Origin of the sequence: Streptomyces sp. NPDC060205 (assembly GCF_042728395.1) — a bacterium.
Classification (GTDB): domain Bacteria; phylum Actinomycetota; class Actinomycetes; order Streptomycetales; family Streptomycetaceae; genus Streptomyces.
Genome location: NZ_JBHWZP010000566.1, coordinates 1 through 3,190 on the forward strand (window position 1 = coordinate 1; position 3,190 = coordinate 3,190).

At 70.4% G+C, this 3,190-nt stretch carries 3 protein-coding genes; all 3 read left to right on the plus strand.

Going from position 1 to position 3,190, the window contains the following annotated elements; translation table 11 throughout:
- Positions 1-22 precede the first annotated feature (22 nt).
- Genes ACFWGJ_RS42935 through ACFWGJ_RS42945 form a run of 3 tightly spaced genes read left to right on the plus strand, consistent with a single transcriptional unit; the run spans position 23 to position 3,045 of the window.
- A complete protein-coding gene (locus ACFWGJ_RS42935) occupies positions 23-1,096 on the plus strand; it encodes an ABC transporter permease (protein ID WP_387334397.1) in 1,074 nt (357 codons plus the stop codon).
- A gap of 3 nt (positions 1,097-1,099) precedes the next feature.
- Positions 1,100-2,032: an ATP-binding cassette domain-containing protein gene (locus ACFWGJ_RS42940; RefSeq protein WP_387334395.1), complete on the plus strand. Its 933-nt coding sequence runs from the start codon at positions 1,100-1,102 to the stop codon at positions 2,030-2,032.
- Positions 2,032-3,045 (plus strand): Gfo/Idh/MocA family protein, encoded by a 1,014-nt coding sequence (locus ACFWGJ_RS42945; protein WP_387334396.1) that lies wholly within the window; start codon positions 2,032-2,034, stop codon positions 3,043-3,045. The genes ACFWGJ_RS42940 and ACFWGJ_RS42945 overlap by 1 nt, the downstream gene beginning before the upstream one ends.
- Positions 3,046-3,190: the final 145 nt, after the last annotated feature.

Consider the following 3,190-nt stretch of genomic DNA (forward strand, 5'->3'; position numbering starts at 1 on the left):
CGAAGGGTACTCGGTGACACCCATGACCCAGGCAACGGCACCGGCGGCGAGCTCCTCGCCGCCGGCTTCGCCGGCCGCCCCCAAGGACGGCCGGACCTCGGAACGGTCCCTGGCCCGCCGCCTGGCGGCCCGCCCGGAGATCGGCGCACTCATCGCGGCGATCGTCGTCTACATCTTCTTCTTCGCGGTCGCCTCCCCCTTCCGTGAGGCGAGCTCGCTGGCCAACGTGCTCTACGAGGCCTCCGTGATGGGCATCATGGCCCTGCCGGTGGCCCTGCTGATGATCGGCGGCGAGTTCGACCTCTCCGCCGGTGTGGCCGTGACCACCTCCGCGCTCACGGCGAGCATGTGGAGCTTCCAGCTGTCCATGAACGTGTGGACCGGCGTCATCGTCGCCCTGGTGGTGGCCCTGGCGATCGGCGCGTTCAACGGCTACCTGCTGGTACGCACCGGACTGCCCTCGTTCCTCATCACGCTGGGCTCGTTCCTGATCCTCCAGGGCGCCAACCTCGCCATCACCAAGCTCTTCACCGGCAACGTCGCCACCGACTCCATCAGCGACATGGACGGCTTCGACCAGGCCAAGAGCATCTTCGCCTCGGAGATAGGCATCGGCGGGGTCGACGTCAAGATCACCGTCTTCTACTGGCTGGTCCTCGCCGCCCTCGCGACCTGGCTGCTGCTGCGCACCAAGTTCGGCAACTGGATCTTCGCCACCGGCGGCAGCCAGGAGAGCGCCCGCGCGGTCGGCGTGCCCGTCACCTTCACCAAGATCGCCCTGTTCATGGGCGTCGGCGCCGGCGCCTGGTTCGTCGGCATGCACATCCTGTTCTCGTTCAACACCGTCCAGTCCGGCGAGGGCGTGGGCAACGAGTTCCTGTACATCATCGCCGCGGTCATCGGCGGCTGCCTGCTCACCGGCGGCTACGGCTCCGCGATCGGCGCCGTCATCGGCGCGTTCATCTTCGGCATGGTCTCCCAGGGCATCGTCTACGCCAACTGGAACCCCGACTGGTTCAAGGCCTTCCTCGGCGTCATGCTCCTGCTCGCCGCCCTCGTCAATCTGTGGGTCCGCCGCCAGGCAACCCGGAGGTAACCCATGACCGACAACACCACCTCCAGCGACGACGCCACCCCCGTCCAGGACGCGCCCGAGGCCACCCCCGGGGACGCGCCCGCCGACGCGCAGCCGATCGTTCGGCTGCGCGCGGCCGGCAAGGCGTACGGCAACGTCCGCGCCCTGCACGGCGTGGACCTGTCCGTCCACCCCGGCCAGGTCACCTGTGTGCTGGGCGACAACGGCGCCGGCAAGTCCACGCTGATCAAAATCATCTCCGGACTGCACCAGCACACCGAGGGCGAGTTCCTCATCGACGGCGAGGCGGTGCACCTGAGCACGCCCCGCGAGGCCCTCGACAAGGGCATCGCCACCGTCTACCAGGACCTGGCCACCGTGCCGTTGATGCCGGTGTGGCGGAACTTCTTCCTCGGCTCCGAGATGACCAAGGGCCCCTGGCCGATCCGCCGCCTGGACATCGCGGCGATGAAGCGGACCGCGGACACCGAACTGCGGGCCATGGGCATCGTCCTGGACGACCTCGACCAGCCGATCGGCACCCTGTCCGGCGGCCAGCGCCAGTCCGTGGCCATCGCCCGCGCCGTCTACTTCGGCGCCCGCGTGCTCATCCTGGACGAACCCACCGCCGCCCTCGGCGTCAAGCAGTCCGGCGTCGTGCTCAAGTACATCGCCGCCGCCCGCGACCGCGGCCTCGGCGTCATCTTCATCACCCACAACCCGCACCACGCCTACATGGTCGGCGACCACTTCAGCGTCCTGCGGCTGGGCACGATGGAACTCTCCGCGTCCCGCGCGGACGTCACTCTCGAAGAGCTCACCAACCACATGGCCGGCGGCGCCGAACTCGCGGCCCTCAAACACGAGTTGGCGCAGGTGCGCGGCGTGGACGTGGCGGGGCTCCCCGAGGAGCAGGACCTCCAGGCCTCCGGCGCGGCGTCGAAGGGGAAGTCCTGATGGCGGGCGTGCTCGGGGTGGCCGTCATCGGCACCGGCAGGATGGGGGCCGACCATGTGCGCCGGCTCCACGAGGTGACCAGCGGGGCCCGCGTGGCCGCCGTCGCCGACGTCGACGCGGAACGGGTCAAGCGGATCGCCGACGGCATCGAGGGCTGCTCCGCGCACACCGACCCGGCCGCGGCGATGGCCGCGGACGGCGTCGACGCCGTGCTGATCGCCTCGCCTGGCCCCGCCCACGAGGCGGCCCTGCTCGCCGCCTTCGAGCACGACCTGCCGGTCCTGTGCGAGAAGCCCCTCACACCCGGCTCGGCCTCGGCGCTGCGCGTCCTGGAGGCCGAGCAGCGGCTCGGCCACCGCAGGGTGCAGGTGGGCTTCATGCGCCGGTACGACGCCGAGTACGTGAAGCTCAAGTCGCTGCTGGAGACCGGCCAGTTGGGCCGGCCGCTCATGCTGCACAACCGGCATCGCAATGTGGCGACCCCGCCCGGGTTCACCAGCGAGATGCTCATCAACGACTCCGTCGTGCACGAGATGGACATCACGCGCTGGCTGCTCGGGCAGGAGATCACCGCGGTCACCGTGCTGAAGCCGACTCCGTCGGGGAACGCGCCCGAGGGGCTGCAGGACCCGCAGCTGGTCCTCTTCGAGACCGCCGGCGGGGCGATCGTGGACGTCGAGATCAACGTCAACTGTGGCTTCGGCTACCAGGTGCAGGCCGAAGTGGTCTGCGAGCGCGGTACGGCCCGGATCGGTGACGGGCACTCCCTCGTCACCAACATGGCGGGGCGCTGGGGCGGCACCATCGCCCAGGACTTCACGGAGCGCTTCGAGGACGCGTACGACCGACAGATGCAGGTGTGGGTGGACGCCACGCGGCGCGGCGAGATCACGGGCCCCTCGGCGTGGGACGGCTATGCCACGGCGGCGGTGTGCGAGGCGGGGGTTCGCGCGCAGAGGGAGGGCGGCCGGGTAGAGGTGGAACTCGCGGAACGCCCGGCGTTCTACGCCTGATCCCCGGCCTTCCTCGGCCAGATCCCCGTGCGGGCCGGTGGGGGCCGTTCGCGCAGTTCCCCGCGCCCCTGAACAACCGCGTTCGTCTGCGGGACGGTGGGGGTTGCTCGCGCCGTTCCCCGCGCCCCTCGGGGAGGGGCTCCGC

Coding starts and splice junctions, on each gene's coding strand:
- ACFWGJ_RS42935 (WP_387334397.1), top strand. CDS start 23: ATGACCCAGGCAACGGCACCGGCGGCGAGCTCCTCGCCGCCGGCTTCG.
- ACFWGJ_RS42940 (WP_387334395.1), top strand. CDS start 1,100: ATGACCGACAACACCACCTCCAGCGACGACGCCACCCCCGTCCAGGAC.
- ACFWGJ_RS42945 (WP_387334396.1), top strand. CDS start 2,032: ATGGCGGGCGTGCTCGGGGTGGCCGTCATCGGCACCGGCAGGATGGGG.